At 39.8% G+C, this 18,380-nt stretch carries 14 protein-coding genes; 5 read left to right on the forward strand and 9 right to left on the reverse strand.

The window, feature by feature from the left end:
- Nucleotides 1-493 precede the first annotated feature (493 nt).
- Complete coding sequence (gene dnaE, locus PZB74_RS04540) at nt 494-4,687, reverse strand: DNA polymerase III subunit alpha (RefSeq protein WP_302241148.1); 4,194 nt, start codon at nt 4,685-4,687, stop codon at nt 494-496.
- Nucleotides 4,688-5,378: 691 nt separating this feature from the next.
- Between dnaE and PZB74_RS04545 the strand changes: the two genes are divergently transcribed.
- Nucleotides 5,379-6,689 carry an NAD(P)H-dependent oxidoreductase gene (locus PZB74_RS04545; protein ID WP_302241149.1) on the forward strand — a complete coding sequence of 437 codons (1,311 nt, stop codon included), beginning with the start codon at nt 5,379-5,381 and terminating at the stop codon, nt 6,687-6,689.
- Between the two features lie 39 nt (nt 6,690-6,728).
- Here PZB74_RS04545 and PZB74_RS04550 read toward each other — a convergent pair whose 3' ends face one another.
- The 7 genes from PZB74_RS04550 to alr form a co-directional block, all read right to left on the reverse strand.
- Nucleotides 6,729-7,799, reverse strand: a complete 1,071-nt coding sequence (locus PZB74_RS04550; RefSeq protein WP_302241150.1) for a sugar phosphate isomerase/epimerase family protein — start codon at nt 7,797-7,799, stop codon at nt 6,729-6,731.
- A 218-nt stretch (nt 7,800-8,017) separates the two neighbouring features.
- On the reverse strand, nt 8,018-8,977 hold the full coding sequence (locus PZB74_RS04555; protein ID WP_302241151.1) for a tryptophan 2,3-dioxygenase family protein: 960 nt from the start codon (nt 8,975-8,977) through the stop codon (nt 8,018-8,020).
- Between the two features lie 64 nt (nt 8,978-9,041).
- Nucleotides 9,042-9,443 (reverse strand): DUF4348 domain-containing protein, encoded by a 402-nt coding sequence (locus PZB74_RS04560; protein ID WP_302241152.1) that lies wholly within the window; start codon nt 9,441-9,443, stop codon nt 9,042-9,044.
- Between the two features lie 209 nt (nt 9,444-9,652).
- Nucleotides 9,653-10,543 carry a 4-hydroxy-tetrahydrodipicolinate synthase gene (gene dapA / locus PZB74_RS04565; protein ID WP_302241153.1) on the reverse strand — a complete coding sequence of 297 codons (891 nt, stop codon included), beginning with the start codon at nt 10,541-10,543 and terminating at the stop codon, nt 9,653-9,655.
- A gap of 85 nt (nt 10,544-10,628) precedes the next feature.
- Nucleotides 10,629-11,150 carry a class I SAM-dependent methyltransferase gene (locus PZB74_RS04570; protein WP_302241154.1) on the reverse strand — a complete coding sequence of 174 codons (522 nt, stop codon included), beginning with the start codon at nt 11,148-11,150 and terminating at the stop codon, nt 10,629-10,631.
- A gap of 109 nt (nt 11,151-11,259) precedes the next feature.
- On the reverse strand, nt 11,260-12,000 hold the full coding sequence (locus tag PZB74_RS04575) for a TVP38/TMEM64 family protein (protein ID WP_302241155.1): 741 nt from the start codon (nt 11,998-12,000) through the stop codon (nt 11,260-11,262).
- Nucleotides 12,001-12,075: 75 nt separating this feature from the next.
- Entirely contained in the window at nt 12,076-13,263 is a 1,188-nt protein-coding gene (alr, locus tag PZB74_RS04580; RefSeq protein ID WP_302241156.1) for an alanine racemase, read from the reverse strand.
- A 193-nt stretch (nt 13,264-13,456) separates the two neighbouring features.
- Here alr and guaB point away from each other — a divergent pair, with 193 nt between their 5' ends.
- From guaB to PZB74_RS04600, 4 genes are all read left to right on the forward strand, one after another.
- Nucleotides 13,457-14,926 carry an IMP dehydrogenase gene (gene guaB / locus PZB74_RS04585; protein ID WP_302241157.1) on the forward strand — a complete coding sequence of 490 codons (1,470 nt, stop codon included), beginning with the start codon at nt 13,457-13,459 and terminating at the stop codon, nt 14,924-14,926.
- A gap of 126 nt (nt 14,927-15,052) precedes the next feature.
- Nucleotides 15,053-17,146 (forward strand): GAF domain-containing SpoIIE family protein phosphatase, encoded by a 2,094-nt coding sequence (locus PZB74_RS04590; RefSeq protein ID WP_302241158.1) that lies wholly within the window; start codon nt 15,053-15,055, stop codon nt 17,144-17,146.
- Between the two features lie 44 nt (nt 17,147-17,190).
- Complete coding sequence (locus tag PZB74_RS04595) at nt 17,191-17,532, forward strand: STAS domain-containing protein (RefSeq protein ID WP_302241159.1); 342 nt, start codon at nt 17,191-17,193, stop codon at nt 17,530-17,532.
- Nucleotides 17,529-17,987 (forward strand): ATP-binding protein, encoded by a 459-nt coding sequence (locus tag PZB74_RS04600; protein ID WP_302241160.1) that lies wholly within the window; start codon nt 17,529-17,531, stop codon nt 17,985-17,987. The genes PZB74_RS04595 and PZB74_RS04600 overlap by 4 nt, the downstream gene beginning before the upstream one ends.
- Before the next feature lie 41 nt (nt 17,988-18,028).
- Here the strand turns inward: PZB74_RS04600 and PZB74_RS04605 are convergent, their stop codons facing one another.
- On the reverse strand, nt 18,029-18,352 hold the full coding sequence (locus PZB74_RS04605; protein ID WP_302241161.1) for a DciA family protein: 324 nt from the start codon (nt 18,350-18,352) through the stop codon (nt 18,029-18,031).
- Between the last annotated feature and the right edge of the window lie 28 nt (nt 18,353-18,380).

Raw genomic sequence — 18,380 nt, forward strand, 5'->3', positions numbered from 1 at the left:
CGGGATACAATAATACTGAAAGCAATTCAAGCTTAGTAAAATACAAAAAAATGAACCTGTAAGTAAAATTTATGATGAAAGAGAAGACTTATTTATAAATAAAGCTCACTATTTTACCTACAGAACAGCTATAAGAATAAAATCGCACAAAAAAATTAGAATAATGCAAAAAATATTTGAGTATGAATAAGAATAGTACTATATGTTTACTAACACTTAGTAAAACATGACTAAAAAACTAAGAGAATTAAACACAAAGACTAATTATATAGTTCACGTGATATTTATATCAAAATAAGCAAAAATACAATTGCCAGAGTTTAGCTTTAAATAGCAGTTACGTGATACTTTCATAGAATACTCATATTCATATTCACAGAGATATAGATTGATTAACAAACTGAATATCAGACTCATACATATTTTTAGAACATGTATATAATCAAGATGACAATCAATTTGAAAAGAAATTTATAAAACAAACCACAGAAGCCTAATTATCTATTTTATAAGTGATGTCTTTTAATTTTTCAATCTTTTCAAAAAAACCATTCACTGGATTCACTTTATATTTCCTAGACATTGTGTCTACATTCAGGTTGTCCAGACCATCTCTTAAATACACTTTAAGCGAACATGATCCTTGATAGTCCTTAAGTAAGCTTTCCAAATTGGTAATCAGGCTTTCATCAAGTACTTCTACTGGAATATTGAGCTGTACGCCTTTAGTCATTTTCTCGCGAATTTCGCTAAGTAGCTGTACACTTTGTGGCCTAAGTTCCCATACATCTGGTTGGTTATATCGCTCTTCTACTTTGCCCCTGACGTACACAAACTCCCCTACCGATAAACGGTGACGGTTGCTGAGAAAATCCTCACCGAAAAAAGCCAGATTAAGCGAGCTCTGATAATCTTCAATTGATACCAGACCAAAAGGCTTTCCCGTTCGGGTTTGACGTTCCTGATAACTGGTAACAATACCTGCTACGGCAATATCCTGATTTTTATAGTTAGTAATATTATCTACTGTACAGGTACAAAAGTTTTCTATCTCAATTTTAAACTGGTCCAGTGGATGACCAGAGATGTAGAAACCTATAACTTCTTTTTCTATTTTCAGCTTTTCAATTTCGCTATATGGTTCACAGTCAGGTATTTTTGGCACAGGAACCTCTAGCCCCCCGCTACCTCCGAACAACGATTGCTGGGCAGCCTGCTCTTCCTGCTGAAGCGTTAAAGCATATTTAGATGCTTTTTCTATCAGGCTAATCTCACCATCTTCTGCATACAAATATTGCCTGCGATGGGCACTATCAAAACAATCAAAGGCCCCAGCCATTGCCAGCACTTCCAGTGTTTTTTTATTGACCTGGCGAAGGTTAATTCTTTTGGTAAACTCAAAAATATCTTGATATAAGCCTTTTTCATCACGCTCTTCAATAATAGCACTTACTGCATTTTCACCAGCTCCTTTTACAGCGCCTAAGCCAAAACGTATCTGTCCTTCTTTATTTACCCCAAAGAAATAACGACTCTCGTTCACATCTGGCCCTAACACACTTATTCCCTGACGCTTACACTCATCCAGGAAGGCAGTTACCTTATCAGAGTTGTTCATATTGTGTGTAAGTACGGCAGCCATGTATTCTGCCGGATAGTTAGCCTTGAGGTAACCTGTTTGATAAGCTACAACGGAATAAGCAGCAGAGTGCGAACGGTTAAAACCATACTGCGCAAATTTTTCCATGATGGAGAAGACCTCTTCAGCTTTAGCTTTCTCAATACCATGTTTTTCATAGGCACCCTTTACGAAGATGACTCTTTGCTTGTTCATCTCCTCAATCTTTTTCTTACCCATGGCTCTACGCAGCAAATCCGCGCCACCAAGCGAGTAGCCACCTAGTATTTGTGCCGTTTGCATAATCTGCTCCTGGTACACCATAATACCATAGGTATTTTTTAAGATGCCCTCCAGTAGTTCATGAGGGTATTCCACCTCTTCTCTACCGTGTTTACGGTCAATAAAGTTAGGAATGAACTGCATTGGGCCAGGACGATAGAGTGCGTTCATAGCAATAAGATCCTCTATGTTGGTAGGCTTGAGTTTTTGCAGCCACTGACGCATGCCTTCAGACTCAAACTGAAAGGTGCCCACAGTATCTCCTCTCTGATAAAGTTTGTAAGTTTCCTCATCATCAAGAGGGATGGTATCAATATCTATTTCTACCCCATGGTTTTGCTTTATATTTTCCAGCGCAGTTTTAATGATGGTAAGGGTTTTTAGCCCCAGAAAGTCCATCTTTAACATTCCTGCTGACTCAACGACAGAGCCGTCAAACTGTGTGATGAAAAGATCAGAATCTTTATCAGTTTTTACTGGGATATACTCCAACAGGTCATCTGGAGCAATAATAACCCCTGCGGCATGTATACCAGTTCCTCTTACAGAGCCTACCAGTGTATGAGCTAGATTTACTACCTCTGAAGGTTTTCCTCTCCCTCTTTTAATCTCCTGCAATTCAGGAACCTCAGCAAGTGCTTGTTCAAAAGAGGTCCCTGGCTTTTCGGGAACTAATTTCGCTATTCTATTAGCTTCTGGCAAAGGTAGTTCACTTACTCTGGCAACATCTCGGATAGACATTTTAGGAGCCATGGTACCGAAGGTAACAATTTGAGCTACCTGATTACGTCCATATTTTTTGATTACATATTCAATTACATCCTGTCGTCCATCATCATCAAAGTCAATATCAATATCTGGCATTGAGATACGCTCCGGATTTAGGAAACGCTCAAACAGCAGATCATATTTGATAGGATCTATATTGGTAATACCCGTACAAAAAGCAACCACAGAACCTGCCGCAGACCCCCGGCCGGGACCTACTTTAACTCCCATGCTACGTGCAGCGTTAATAAAGTCCTGTACAATCAGGAAATAGCCCGGAAACCCCATGTCTTTAATAATTTTTAGCTCATGGTCAATCCGTTCCCTTATTTCGGCAGTAACTTCTCCATAATGGCTTTTAGCTCCCTCATAAGTTAGGTGACGCAGATAATCATCCTGATCTTCAAACTCATCGGGTATCTCAAAACGGGGTAAAAGTATATCTCGCTCAAGCGTAAGTTCGCTTGTTTTTTCTACAATCTCATAGGTGTTCGTAATAGCCTCTGGCAAGTCCTGGAAAAGACGCTTCATCTCATCCTCAGACTTAAAGTAGAATTCATCGTTAGGCATACCAAAGCGGAAGCCCCGACCTCTACCTTTAGGCATTGACATTACATCACCATTCTTTACACAGAGCAAGGTATCATGAGCATTCGCATCAGCTTTTTTGGTATAATAAACATCATTAGTTGCAATTACTTTTACATTGTATTTGTTGGCAAACCGCAAAAGCACATCATTTACGCGATTCTCTTCTTCCAAACCATGGCGCTGTAGCTCTACATAAAAATCCTCTCCAAACGTATCTTTCCACCAGACAAAAGCCTCCTCTGCCTGATGTTCACCTACGTTAAGAATAAGGTTAGGTATTTCTGCAGTTATACTACCTGTGGTGGCAATAAGCCCTTCCTTGTACTTTTCAATAAGTTCCTTATCTACACGCGGGTACCCGGCATAATACCCTTCAATAAAGCCCAATGAACAAAGTTTGGAAAGATTACGGTATCCATTCTGGTCTTTGGCCAGCAATAGCTGTAAGCTACGCTGATCTTTCATGTCTTTAGTAAACTTCTTCTGGTGACGATCTTCTACCACATAGACATCACAGCCAATTATAACTTTAATGCCCTGTTTTTTCCCTTCGGTAACTGCCTTAAATGCCCCAAATAAGTTGCCAAGGTCGGTGATTGCTACGGCAGGCATTTCCTGCTCTTTTGCAGTAGCAATAATACTTTTAATATTAGCCGTGCTTTGCAAAATTGAGTACTGAGAATGTACATGAAGATGACTGAAAGGGGCAGTCTTGATCTCCTTGGCAGGCTGAGAACTTACAGGTATGGTAGGAGACTCAGACTCTTTCTTTTTGTCAGCAGCACGGCTGGCTTCTTCCAGATCAGGCGCTTCGTACTGAATTTTTTCTAAAGGAATTTCTTCTGTATACGGCCTGACTACTTTTTCTTTAAGCAAACCAAAGAAGCAACGAGCAGTAGCATCTACGTCAAAAGCCGAGTTGTGCGCTTCGTCAAAGCCAACTCCAAACAATTTTTTGTGTAGCTCTGAAAGGGTAGGCCACTTATATTTACCTCCTCTTCCGCCAGGAATTTTGCAATAGTCAGTGGACTCATCTTTTGTATCCAATTTCTGGATATTCATCAAGTCAGTAGGTAAACTTGTTCTTACCAACTCTGCCCCGGTGATATTGATATCAAAATCTACATTATGTCCAATAACTAACTGGGTTCTCTCCAGATCTTTATTGAAAATTTTAAGCACTTCTTCCAGGGGATATCCTTCTTTTAAAGCTCGTTCGGTGGAAATTCCATGAACTTTTTCTGAATTAAAAGGAATAGTAAAGCCATCAGGTTTAACTATATAGTCCTGCTGGTTTAGTAGTTTACCATCAGCAGCGTGTAGCTGCCATGAAAGCTGTACAATACGAGGCCAGTTATCAGTATCTGTTATTGGCGCATTATAATCCCTTGGAAGTCCGGTAGTTTCTGTATCAAAGATTAGGTACATAGGATGTGCTTTTCTCTATCTTTAAGCTATATCATTTACATTAATAGGTACAACACCCTTCACACACTAATACATTTCATGAATGCCCAAATCATGTAAAATATTGCAATTATTTGTTTAGTAAATTAGGTCAAAGTTAATGAAATTTTACCATCTATTAGCCCAAATGTAGTGCTTCTATTAGCCTTCACGTTCACTATTGTTTTTACAATTATTTAAGGCAATTAGTGGTGATTATACGGGTGGCTTTTCCAAATAATTGGGAGAGAGCTTTAAATATAAAGAGCCCGACTATGTGCCGGGCTCTCATTATCTTATATCAAAAAATGCTGGTCTCAAGTGAAAAAGTAATTCAATTTAATAAAACTATAGGAGTTACGTAATAAGCACTTACCACCTTTTTAATAAGCAAATATAACTAAAAATGTGACAGGCATACCTAAGCGCATTTCTTAAATAATTGTACTTGTAGTAAGATATTTTTAGAAAAATCAAATTTCTACATTATCTTTAGTATATACTTCAGGAACAACCTTCTAACTAGCAAGCAATCTCCTCAAAATTTATTGGTTATTAAAAAGTGAAAATAAAGAAACCATAAAATAAACGAGTTTCATTTTTTCAAATTATTTTCTTTTACAATAGGCATACTTGTTAGATTTTTCATATTTTTGATAAAAAAACTCATATTATGATTATTGTTGATAACGCTTTATCCTTCCGTGAGGAAGTTGACAACCCTATTAAAGTAGGTGTTGTGGGTGCTGGCTTTATGTCAGTAGGCCTAATTAACCAAATTGAGAGGCATACTCCAGGCATGAAAGTCGTAGCTATCTGCAACCGTACTTTGGATCGTGCTGTTAAGTGTTATGAAAAAGCGGGTGTAAGCAATGTAGAAGTTTGTGATACCCCTCAACAGATTAATGAGAATATCATTGCAAAGAAGTATAGTATTTGCGAAAGTCCCGAGACTCTTTGCCAAGCTGAGGAAGTAGATATTATAGTTGAGGCCACCGGCGCTATAGAGTATGGCGCATCGGTTATTCTTACAGCTATCAAAGCCGGAAAGCCTATCCTTATGCTTAACCCTGAACTTGATGCTACTGTAGGCCCTATATTAAAACACTATGCCGATAAAGCAGAGGTGATGCTTAGCCAGACAGATGGAGATCAGCCAGGCGTAATCATGAACCTTTTCAGATATGTAAAAGGTCTAGGGCTAACTCCACTGGTTTGTGGTAATATTAAAGGTTTTCTGGATGAGCACAAAACCCCTACTGATATGGAGGAGTTTGCTCGTAATGTTAACCAGGGAACTCGTATGATTACCAATTTCACAGATGGTACTAAGCTTTCGTTTGAACAGGCGTCTGTTGCTAACGCTACAGGTATGGGTGTAGCTAAAAGAGGAATGAGTGCTTATCGTTCTAAGGAACATATTGATAAACTCACTTCCATTCATGATGTAGAAGAGCTGAAGAGTCTGGGAGGAATAGTAGATTTTGTGGTAGGTGCCAAACCAGGACCTGGAGTATACGTTTATGGTGCTACCAATGACCCTATGGTAAAAGACTATCTTAAATATTTGAAGATGGGGCCAGGACCTTTGTATAGCTTTTATACGCCTTACCACCTGTGCTTCTTTGACATTCCCAGCTCGATCGCAAGAGCTTTTCATTTTGGTGACCCAGTTATGTACCCTAAAGCAGGTCCGGTAGTAGAAGTTGTGGCTATTGCAAAACGTGATTTGAAAGCCGGAGAAACTTTAGATGGGTACGGCGGCTACCTTTCATACGGCGTATGCGAAAACTACGATGTAGCACGTGAAGAAAACCTGCTACCTATAGGTCTGGCCGAAGATGTGGTGCTAAAAAGAAATGTTCCTAAGGATAAAGCCGTTACATTTGACGATATTGTATACCCTGAAGATCGTCTGGTATATCGCTTATATGAAGATCAACTGAAGATGTTTTTGCCTACCCCTGCCAGGGTAAACGCTTAACAATAAAAGCCCCTGCTAAAAAACAGGGGCTTTATTTTTTTAACTGTATTCTGAAGATAGCTTTTCTCTTACCTTTTCCAGTAGTGTTTTTGTAGCTTTTATGCCCTCTACTGCTTCCATATCATTACCTTCATACTCTATACCTACATAGCCTCTATAGCCTGCATCCAGTACTATTCGCATCATTTTCTCGTAGTCAGTATGCACCTCTTCTCCACTATCATTAAAATCATGGGTCTTGGCGCTTACTCCTTTGGCAAAAGGCATTAGCTCTTTTACTCCTTTGTACCTATCGTACTCATCCAAGCACTCAGGATTGGGATTTTCAGGAGAATAACCTTCTCTTTTAATACAGAAGTTACCAAAATCTGGAAGAGTGCCTACATATTCATTACCTACCATTTTCATGACTCCAGCTAACCACTCTCCGTTGCTAGATAGGCCTCCATGGTTTTCTACCAGAACATTTACTCCCGCTTTTTGTGCATACTCTGTTAACGAGCTAAGCCCATCAGCTGCTAGTTTTTGCTGTTCTTCAAAAGAACCCTTGCTAGAGGCGTTTACTCTTATAGAATGGCAGCCTAAAAATTTAGCAGCGTCTACCCATTTGTAATGATTTTCAACAGCTTTTTGCCTTTCTGCCGTATCAGGAGCCCCCAGCTCACCTTCCAGATCACACATAATTAAAAGTGGCTCTACTCCTTCATTATTACAGCGGTTCTTTAGCTCTGTGAGGTATGCTGTGTCTTTGGCTTTATCAAAAAAGAACTGGTTTACAAATTCCACACCTTCTACGCCCAACTCTCGTGCTTTTGCAGGAAAATCAAGGTTGCTAATTTTACTATTGGTAATAATGGAATTGTAGTCGTTTTTAAACTTAGCGATGATTTCATTGTATGGAATGCTCCGTATATCCGGATTAAAAAGATAACTATTGAGTGACCACTCCGCTAATGAGATTTTGAAAAGCGGCTCTTTTGAGCCTGAGGTAGCATTTTCAGATGGCTTTTCGTTATTCGCCTGCTGAGTAGAACTCGTACAGGCAAAGCCTGCTACGCCTATGCCCGCACTCAGGACTACAGACTGTTTGATAAATATTCTGCGTTTCATAGAGGTGATAAATGAAAGTGTAATAAGCTAGCTTAACAGTAAAGTATGGCAGGAAAATACACTTTTGTAGTAGCAAGTAAAAATAACACAACTCCGAATGGCAAATTTTTGCGTAAAAATTAATAATACACTCTTAACTTAAATAGGGTGTATCCACAACAGCTTGCTCACATAAACTAAGAGGAGGTGCTTAAATACAAACAGGTAAATTGTAAAAATTAATTTTCCAACTGTTTGATTACCCACGATTTGCCCCAATTGTCTTTTTCTTCTTCAGACCAGAGTTCAGGAAAAAATACTACTCTCTGAAAACGTGGAGGGAGATATTTGCGCCAATTGGTGCCTCCGGTAGCATCTTTTACTTTGTTGTTACTTACTAAGTGTCTCACAGCAGCCCGGAAATGTGAAAGTGGCCAATGCACATTAGCCCAATGATCAAAAGCCCTAAGTTCAGCGATGATATCTACATCTCCAGAACGCACAAATTTCTGCATGCGCTTACGCAGGTTATGCTGCTTGTACTGCTGAGCCTTTCGGAGCATCATTTCATTATATTTTTCTTCAAACTGCCGAAGTGTAAGCGTTTTCTTACCCGTTTTCATGTCGCGTGCCCCTGCTTTCCAGTACAAATTATCCATATAAGCTTCTACCGGATCGTCAGGAGAAAGCCAAAGCACATAATCTGCATGCACCAGATTGATAAGGTCTGTAGAAAGAATTTCTATTAAACGATATTGAACCGACTGAAAACCACTGGAAGGAAGAAGACTCATTCTGAACTGGGCAAACTGCTCGCGATTGAGGCCCTCGGTCATGATTGTAAAAGAGTCTGTTAGTTGGCCAAAATAACGGTTAATGCGTTTGATCTTGTCTAAAAATGTAGCGGCGTCCTTTACCTCTCCCGCATTAATCTGCTCTAACTCCCAAAGTATTAGTTTAAAATACAGCTCGGTAATTTGATGATAAGTAACAAATATCATCTCATCTTTATGTTCCGTACGGGGCTTTTGCAACGTCAGCAGCGTTTCCAACTCAATGTATTCCCAATAAGAAAGATAGTCGGCATGCAAAAGACCATCAAGATAGTCAGATAGGCTTTGTCCTTGCTTGGCAAACTTATCTGATAATTTTTCCAGCTTCTCCATAATTTCAGGAGAAAAAGTAATTTTATCAATCATGAATCCGTACGTTTAAAAGGATTATCTATATAACGAGCAAATTTAAGGCTGAGTTTTTTATGATTTATAGCCCTCCGTCTATCATGTACACCAGATGCCACTTTCTCTTGATTGGTTCATATACCATTTTGAAATAAAAGCCAGCGTTCTCCATAAAAATTTCGTCAGTAGCTACGGTATCGCTAACCTGCAAATCTCTTTTAAAATCAGTTCCATCCAGATTAGGTTTCTTAAGCATTACCCAGTCTTCCTTGTGCCAATAGTAGGTGGAGTCTTCACCTTCATCAGCTTTTATTCCTTTAAGCGGAAACTGTATACGCTCCATCTGAAAGCTACTATCCGTCAGGAATTTTTCGTAAAACTCATCAAAATTTTCGTCTGCCCTTCCGTTTTTGGCACTTCTGCAACTAAAAGCTAAAGAAAGTACACAAATGATGAAGGAAACATTAAACAATTTCTTTTTCATAAAGATGAAAGTTAATTTTTGAGCAAAAAATTTAGGGTGACTATAAAAAGTACGATAGCGCTAATCTTTGTGCTGTTATAGAAAATGCAAAAAAACCGACAAACAAAATCTCTGTCGGTTTTATGTTATCCTTTTTAAATTGTAACCTGAGCGCAAAATGCATTTGTTAGATAGACACTAAACGGTCAGGTTAAAGTTGTAAGCCAGATTTATTTCTCCAGCTCTTTTATAAGTTCTAATTGCTTATCAATCATTAGATTGGTAGCCTGAGTAGGCTCACATAATGGCAGACGAATATTAGTATCGCAGTAACCCAGTTTGTGCATAATTGCTTTAATAGGTATTGGGTTAGTTTCGGCCATGGTAAGATTCATTATGTCTAAAATCTTATAAAAGGAAGTGCGAGCAGTATCCCACTCTCCAGCCAGGCAAGCTCTAACCATATCTGAGGTTGAGCGTGGGAGACAGTTAGATACCACAGAAATGAGCCCATCACCTCCACAAGCCATAAAAGGCAGGGTAAGTGCGTCATCTCCGACTAATACGCAAAAATCGTCACCTGTACGGCGCATTACATCCATCATCTGATGTATATCACCACTTGCCTCTTTTACACCTACAATATTTTTGTGTTCAGCTAACCTAAGAAGGGTGTCTGTTTCCAGATTAACTGCCGTTCTCCCCTTAATATTATACATAATAATAGGCAGATCTACAGCATCCGCTATTGCTTTAAAATGACGATACAGTCCTTCAGCTGTAGGCTTATTATAATATGGGTTGATTACCAAATGGCCGTCTGCTCCTGCCTCGGAAGCCACGTTTGCCAGCTCAATACTTTCTCGGGTATTATTTGAGCCTGTTCCGTGAATCACCTGGCATCTGCCATTAATAGTTTTTACCGACCAGCGAAGAATGTCCATATGCTCCTGATGAGATAGTGTAGGACTTTCTCCGGTAGTACCCACAAACACAATTCCCTCCACTTTAGAAGCTATCTGAGCTTCAACCAGTTTTTCAAAGGCAGGCCAATCTATTTTATTGTCTTGAGTAAAAGGCGTTATAATGGCTGTGTATGTACCCTGAAAAAGTTTATTCATAATGGTAATATTAGCTTATGCTCGTAGCAATGTTATTAATTGCTTCAAAGTTACAAATTTCGCTGAGTCCACCCATATCAAAATTTCAAGTCTTTTGTAGGATTATTACCTGCTTGTAGTCTTGCCAACATACTTTAAAACCATATTTATGCGTGATAAAGTTGAAAGTCTCCGGATGATAAAAACTGACGTGAGTTACATCCCTTCGATACCACCAGTCTTCAAATTCTTCTAATTTGCCATACATATTTGTCATAATCCCCAAATAGCCTCCTTTTTTTAGAAGCTGATGCAAACGCTCAATTTCTTTAGCTGGCTGATGAAAATGCTCAAACACTTCAGTAGAAAAAATCATATCATACTCTTCTTTCAGAGCAATAGGGTAAAAGAAAGGATCATAAGACTGTACTTTTAGCTGATAATCTCTGGCTAACATTTTTGCTAACACCGGAGATGGGCCACAACCATAATCCAGACAAGAGAGGGAAGGGGTAATATATTGAGAGACAGGTCGTATTACTTTTTGTAAAAAGCTGATATAGCCTAAATCCTCTATTGTGTTTTGGTGCTGTGTATAGCGTGCTTTTTCGCTTACTGCATCAGGCAACTGGCTTCTATGTAAGAAAATCAGTTTGCATTGTTTACAACAGTAGTAAAGGCGCTGGTTCTGAGTAGCTATAGTTTCCGAAGCTATTGAGCTACACAGAGGGCAAATATCAGGCGGCTTGAGTTTCTTTATTGCGATAGCGTTTAACCAAAAAGTAGATGGCAAAACCTAATATAGTAATTCCTGAAATCCAAAGCATACCGTTTTGTAGTCGGTCAGTATTCTTTCCTAAAAAGGCAATCATGGCTATTAAAGGAATAATACCGGCAGTAGTTGCAGTAATAAATTTTACATAACGCATTTCGCCAAGACCTGCCACAAAGCTAATGGCATCGTTAGAAAGAAAGGGTGAAACCCTAAAAAGAACCACAGCCCAAACTCCATACTTCTGAATGTACTTATTTACCTTCTCACCTGACTTCTGACCTATTATTTTATCTACAAAGGCGTTGCTGGCATGGTACCCAATAAAATACGCGATAGTAGCAGCTACCAATACTGCCACAAAAGAAATCACTGAACCCCACCATGGGCCATATGCCAGGGTAGAAACGATCATTAGTAAAGGAGAGGGTATCACGATTAGAAACATTTGTAATACCATAGCTCCGATAATAATTACTGGTCCCCAGTACCCAAATCCGCTTACCCAGTCTTTGATGCGTTGTTTATCATCGCTGGTAAGCACTTCGTAGGCATTTGTCATAAAATTCTGTACACTAGGAATAAAAAAGTATGAAAGGATTAGTGCCAATATTACAGCACCACTAATCACAAAAACCCACACACTTTGCTTTCTTTGTTCTTCTCTCTCTTTTAGTTTGCTTTTAATCTTGCTTCTGACACTCATAAAAATTGGTAAATGATAGCTTAAAAAATTATAACTCAACTTAAAAACCCCTATCTACCAAAAATGTTGTACTTTTTACTCTACAATACAGCGAGGAATGTCAGATGGCAAACGACTCATGAGCTCATTGTTCAGCTGGTTAGCAAAGTCAGAAAAAGAGCTAATAGTTATACTATTACTGGCCTGGTTTCCAATTAGTACTACTTCATCACCAACTTCGGCATCTTCTATATAAGTAACATCTACCATAAACAGGTTCATGTTAATAAGGCCGCAAATATTCGCTCGCTTTCCTCTAATGAGCACAAAACCTTTGTTTGATAAAGAGCGAGAATAACCATTTGCGTAGCCCAGAGGTATTACGGCGACCTTCATATCTCTAAGTGCCTGATAGCTGGTTCCATAGCCAATAAACTCCCCTTCTTTTACATCTTTTAAGTGCATAATATCAGTCTTCCAGGAGATTACCCTGTGCAGTGGGTTATCGCTCATCTGATTTATTTCTACCAGGTGCATATTATACACATCTGGACTGGGCCATAAACCATACAAAGCGATACCCACTCTTACCATATCCATACGCGCTTCAGGAAGGGTAAGCGCTGCTGCCGAAGAAGCAATGTGCTTTAGACTGGGTAAGTACCCCTTCTGTTCCGCCAGATCGTAAAATTCGTTGTAGCGAATTATCTGTCGTCTTATGCGAAACTGATTGGCCAGGGTTTCAGCTCCTGCCAGATGTGTACATAGCCCTCTAAAGTCTATATACTTTGCATTGGCTTTGAGCAAGTCCAGAGCTTCTTCCATCTGCTCAATGGGGAGCCCCGTACGATTGCCACCGGTCTCTACCTCCAGATGCACTACTGCTTTTTTGCCTACTCGCTTGGCGGCCTCTACAGATTGCCGGATACGTTCCAGATCAAACACATAATATTGAATATTGTGGTAAATAGCCCATTCCAGATCTTTAGAGTACAGTATCCCCATAATTACAATCTCACAGTCTGGCAAGCATGCCTTAAGCACTTCCTGAGCTTCAAAGCTAGAGGCCACCGAAAAATGCTTAACACCACATTTGGTTAGCATAGGGATAAAATAGCGGGTACCATGTCCATAAGCATTGGATTTGACTACCGCAGATATTATAGGGTCTGGCCCCACCTTCTCTCTCACAAAGTCCACATTGTTTTGTAATGCACTCTGGCTCAATTCAATGCGGGAGGAGTGTTGCACCTCTGACCTGTCTATTAAAGGAAGTCCTCTCATATTTCCTGGCTTTATATTCTAATACTTTCTTTTTACAGATAGTTTGTTAACCTATTAAATTCCCAATTAAATGGACTTTTGTGGGCATGCAAAGGCTTGTTAAAAAATAAATCATCAGGAGTGATAAATAATATTTTAATTTATCGTGGAATGTAAGTAACTTTGACCGGCAAATAAATCTTCTTATTTGCCTATGATGACTGACACTTCTAAGTTTTTGTACGAAGCACTCACCTATGATGATGTGCTGCTCGTGCCCGACTATTCAGAGGTACTTCCCAGAAACACAGACACTTCTACCCTACTTACCAAAAACATCAGGCTGAACATTCCTCTCGTCTCTGCTGCTATGGATACGGTAACAGAGTTTGAGCTGGCTATTTCTATTGCCTTATCTGGTGGTATAGGTTTTATTCATAAAAACATGTCTATTGATGCCCAGGCGCATCAGGTCAGAAAAGTGAAACGCTCGCAAAGCGGGATGATTCTGGACCCCATTACGTTGGATATCAATGCCACAGTCTTTGACGCCAAAACTATCATGCGCGAAAACAAAATTGGTGGTATTCCGGTAGTGGACAAAGACCGTCGTCTTTTGGGTATCATTACTAATCGTGATTTGCGTTTTCTGAAAGACCTGAAGCAGCCAGTGAAGGACATCATGACGCGTGAGAACCTGGTAACTGCCGAGCTGGGCGTGGGACTGGAAAAAGCGGAAGACATACTACAGGAGTATAAAATTGAAAAGCTTCCTATTATTGACAAAGATGGAAAGCTAAGTGGGCTTATTACCTACAAAGATATTCTCAAAAACAAAGACCGCCCTCATGCCTGTAAAGATGAATATGGCAGGTTGAGAGTAGGAGCGGCTGTTGGAGTTACGCATGATATTCTGGATAGAGTAAAGATGCTCAAAAGCGCTGGAGTTGATATTATCAGTATTGATACTGCACATGGCCACTCAAAAGGAGTTATTGACACCGCACGAAAAGTAAAGCAAGCCTTCCCTGAAGTTGAATTGGTAGTAGGAAACATAGCTACTGCCGAAGCAGCCAAAGCCTTGGTAAAGGCTGGTGCTGACGCTATAAAAGTAGGTGTAGGCCCCGGAAGTATCTGTACTACTCGTATTATTGCGGGTGTTGGGGTACCTCAGCTATCTGCAGTGTACGAATCTGCAAAAGCTATAGAGGGCAGTGGTGTACCTATTATTGCTGATGGTGGTATACGCTTCTCTGGCGATGCCGTAAAAGCTATAGCTGCCGGAGCAAGCAGCATTATGATTGGCTCTTTGCTAGCAGGTACTGATGAAGCTCCCGGTGAAGTAATTCTTTACGAAGGACGTAAATTCAAATCTTATCGTGGTATGGGCTCGGTTGAGGCTATGGATGAAGGATCTAAAGATCGCTACTTCCAGGATGCTGAAGACGATATTAAAAAGCTGGTACCTGAGGGTATTGTAGGCCGCGTACCCTATAAAGGATTGGTTGATGAGGTGCTATATCAGCTCATTGGTGGTATACAGGCAGGTATGGGTTATTGTGGCGCACAGGATATTCCTGCCCTACAAAAAGCTCGTTTTGTCAAAATTACCAATGCAGGCTCCAGAGAGAGCCATCCTCATGATATTACCATTACACGTGAGGCTCCTAATTACAGTCCCTGAACGTAGTTGAATTACACTAAAGGTCACTTTTCCATTTCATATTTTATATTAGCTTTGTATTAGCAGGTTGTATGCTGTAAGGAAATTTCCTTACAGCATACACTTTTTGCAAAGTCCTGATGCTACATGCGCTTTCATAAAAATGTCATCCGTATAACGCTTTTTCTGGGTATTATCAGTTGGACTCTACTTGTGGTCACTGATCTTTCCCTGCTATTTGCGGACATCAACAATATGAGGCCTGGCATACCTGCTGAAACAAGGCTGGTTTTGCTAAGCTTATTTTTTGTTTCTCTCTTCTTCTACTATCGCTACATTACGGGGAGGGCAGAGAGGATCAACTTTATTGACCTGCTATGGCGTGTCTTTGCCACAGGTTTGCTGGCAACCATTGTCTCTCTTACCATAGTATTATTTTATAATTTATTAGGAGACAGCCGCTTATCAGAGAACTTATTTCTAAAAAGCTTTTTCTATCATATAAACATTGGGCTTATCACAGCTTTCCTAACCTCTACCATAATGGTCTGGAAAGAGCTCATTCTCTACCAAAAGTCTAAACGACTGATTCGCCTCTGGCAAATGTTTGAGTATGTTTTACTCATAAGCATCTTACTAAGCTTTTTTCCCGCTGCTAATTTTCAGCTACTCAACAATATTATCCTTGCCCTTCTTTTTATCTTGGGTGTTATACTATCCATAAACCTAAAATGGGTTGCTTATCTGGATTTTAAGCAAAAATGGAAAAGCATCATTATCATGCTTGCCATTGCCTTTTTTACCCTATTCTTCTTTTATACCCTGGGCAGGTACTCAGTCAGCGATATAGACTCAGAAAGTTATCCACTGCTCCCTACCGATATGATGAATGTAGCTTACATACTAGCTATGTTCGGCTTTACTTTTGTCTACAACATATTTTCTCTCTTGGTTATCCTGTTTAACCTGCCTACTTCCTCAGTATTTGAGCAAAAACTGGAAGAGGTGATCAACTTCCAGAGGCTTAGCCAATCTACACAGGCAGGCTACAAAGTGGATCAAATATTTGAAATTTTGTTGGAGAGCTCCGTCAAGGCTGTATTTGCCGATGCTGCTTGGATAGAAGTAGAACATGAAGATCAACAGATACTGCTCACTAAGCAGGTAAGTGCGGATAAGGTGCCCGTCTTAAAAGAGCAAATCAGAGAGGGAGCCTTACAATCTGATGGTAACAAAAGTGGCCTGGGAAAACCTCTGCTTCAGAGAAAAGACTACCGGAAATCAAGGAAAAAACATCGCCTGCTTCAGCTTCCTGATTACAAATCTGTACTCTGGATACCTTTAGTAGTCAAAAACAACAACATCGGTACCTTAGTGGTGCTTAAAGAAGTGTCTGATGGTTTTAACAAAGAAATGGTAAGCATCATTGGTACCTTTGCCAGCCAGGCATGTATTTCTGTAGAAAACTTTCAACTCCTTAGCGAAACCATTGAAAACGAGCGCTATAAAGAAGAGTTAGAGATTGCCAACCGGGTACATCAAAGCCTGCTGCCTAAGGAGCCCGTTTCCAATGAAGTATTTGACATAGCCGCTTTTTCTGAAGCTGCAGATCAGGTGGGAGGAGACTACTATGATATTTACCAGATTTCTGAGCACAAATTTATCATCATTATAGGTGACGTATCAGGTAAAGGAACTTCAGCAGCATTTAATATGGCCCAGATGAAAGGTGTCTTCCATAGTCTTGCTCAACTCAACCTGTCACCTGATCAGTTTCTAATTTATGCAAATAGCGCATTGAGCCGCTGCCTGGAAAAAACCTCATTTATTACTGCCTCATTTTTTGTAGTAGATACCCAGCAGTCTACAATAGAATTTGCGCGCGCAGGGCATTGCCCAACTTTGTTTTACGATAACACTGCAAATAAAGCTAGCTTCCTGGAAAATCAGGGGCTTGGTCTAGGTATAATACGCAGCGAAAAATTTAATCAATATATAGAAGTTACAAAAGTCAACTATTCACCGGGAGATATCGTAATGCTATACACTGACGGTATTACCGAAGCTGCTAATCGGGAGCACGAACAGTTTGGCTACGAAAGACTGAGAAACTTTGTAGAGCAACACGCTACTGAAAACCCTAAGGCTATACAGGAAGCATTGCTTAACAGTATTTTTAGCTTTTGCAATGGAAATGCCCTTGACGATGACTACACAGCCTTAATCATCAAGTTCAAATAGGCTGAAGGAACTTAAAACGCTAAGTAGCGTATAACTAATTAGTTATGGTAGACGTAAGTATAGATTTTGGTGATAAATACTGTTTAATAAAAATAGACGGAGAGGTAGATGCCAGTTCATCTATACACCTTGATGAGGCTATGCAGAGGGCTGTAAACGCTGAATGTCCAAAAATTTTAGTAGATTGCCTTAATCTGCGCTACATTTCATCAGCCGGATTGGGCGTGTTTATGTCCTACATTCAGGAGCTGGAAGCTAACGATAAAAAGCTTGTCCTTTTTAATATGAATGAAAAGGTATATAAAGTTTTTGAAATTTTAGGCCTGCATCAGTTGTTAACTATAGTGGATACAGAAGAAGAGGCTAAGAAAGATTTTGTCGAATGAATTACACATTTAAAGTACCGTGTTGTAAGGATAAGCTGCAAAGCATCAGAGACTTTGTAACCAATATTTTGGGTCATTACGATTTATCTGATGTGGATGCCCACCAGCTGGTATTAGCTGTAGATGAGGTATGCGCTAATCTTATGATTCATTCTCATCATTGCAATCCAGACGAAAGCTTAGAGCTTATTATTAACATAGATGAAGGTTCAAGCATCACCTTTGAGATTAGAGATGAAGGCGCAGGCTTTAACATTTGTGACTACAAAGAACCCGAACTAAGCGATATTATCGGCACCAAACGTAAAGGTGGTGTAGGCCTAATGCTGGTCAGGCGTATAATGGATAAGATAGAATTTGACTGTTGTAGTAAAAAGCGCCATAATATCTATCGCTTAAGAAAAAGCATCTCCTTCTCTCCCAAGCCTCCGGTTTTTGCCAATAAAAAAGCCTGACAAATGCCAGGCCACTCAAAACGGTCTCTCTTCCACTCTCCCTACAAGAACACTACATCCTCTACTACTACTTCGCCAAACTCTCTCAGGAAAATTGACAATATTTTTGATTTAGACATGTTTAGCTCCTGCTTCAGCGCAGCTGAGCTTAACTTTACATACAGTTTACGGTCTTTGATAAAGATTTTGTCAGTACGCCGCGCTATAGGCGCTCCCATTAACCTCTCCCATGAGTTGATTAGCTGCGTCTGCTCAAACTTTGCCTTCAGTTTATAGGCATCTAGTAGCTCTCGCATAGCCTCACCCACAGTAGATGTTTCTGCTCTACGTCCAGACTGCACCTTATTCCATCTTTGGTACGACATTGAAAGTTTTTTACGGTTAGCTTGGTCT

This window comes from Porifericola rhodea, from assembly GCF_030506305.1.
Taxonomy (GTDB): Bacteria; Bacteroidota; Bacteroidia; order Cytophagales; family Cyclobacteriaceae; genus Catalinimonas; species Catalinimonas rhodea.